We start from the raw sequence: 823 nt of genomic DNA, 5'->3' as shown, positions 1-823 counted from the left end.
GTGACGGCCATGCGGGCGAGTTTGCCGCGGGCGGCGTACAGTTCGGCCACCAGCGTCGACAGCGAACTCATCCCGTACACGATCAGCCCGGTCAGCAGGCTGGAGACCGGCAGGTACACCAGGTAGCCGGGTGAGGCGCCGAAGGCGATCGACAATGGCAGGACGCTGCCGATGATCAGGGCGAACAGCGCGAATCCGGCCCGGCCCGGCACCACCAGCAGCACCGATCCGGCCAGGAACCCCACCATGGACCCCCAGGGACGGTCGACCCACAGCAGAGGCAGATAGCTGGCGGCCGCCTGCACGCCCAGGGTCAGCGCCCGCGCCCGGGGCGACCAGGCGCGCGGATCGCGGAACGAGTGCACGAGCTGCAGGCTGAAGTCCACCGCGAGACAGGCGGCGAACCCGAGCAGGCCCGCGAGACCGACTCCGGCGTCGATCGCGTTGACCATCATGATCAGCACGTAGCCCGCCAGCACCGCCGCCGTGACCGGGATCGGCTGGCGCGGCCCCCACATGTCGATGTCCACGTCGTCCTGGAACTTGCCCGCCCGCAGGGAAGGGAGCATCTGTTTCAGGCGGTGACGCACCGACCTCAGCCGATGCGGGACGCCGCCGGACCGGTGCGCCGGAGCCGGTAATCGCCGCGGCGACGGAAGCGGCCGGGAGGTGAGCCGGGGGACGGCCCGCGGGGACGGCGGCCACGTCATGGTGCCCCCGCCCATCGGACCGGCCGCAGGCGTGTCGTCCATGGGGGCCGGGTGGTTCAGTGATGCCTGGGCGGTGAGGTGGAAGCGGCCGGTGTCGTCGATGCCGGCGGTGA

Annotated in this window: 1 pseudogene; it reads right to left on the bottom strand. The window is 71.7% G+C overall.

The features are described from left to right. A pseudogene (locus IEY93_RS37555) lies at nt 1-569 on the bottom strand (hypothetical protein); the annotation flags it as partial. Nucleotides 570-823: the final 254 nt, after the last annotated feature.

It is taken from the genome of Sphaerisporangium melleum, assembly GCF_014646695.1.
Lineage (GTDB): Bacteria > Actinomycetota > Actinomycetes > Streptosporangiales > Streptosporangiaceae > Sphaerisporangium > Sphaerisporangium melleum.
This window is presented reverse-complemented; position numbering and strand designations above follow the sequence as displayed.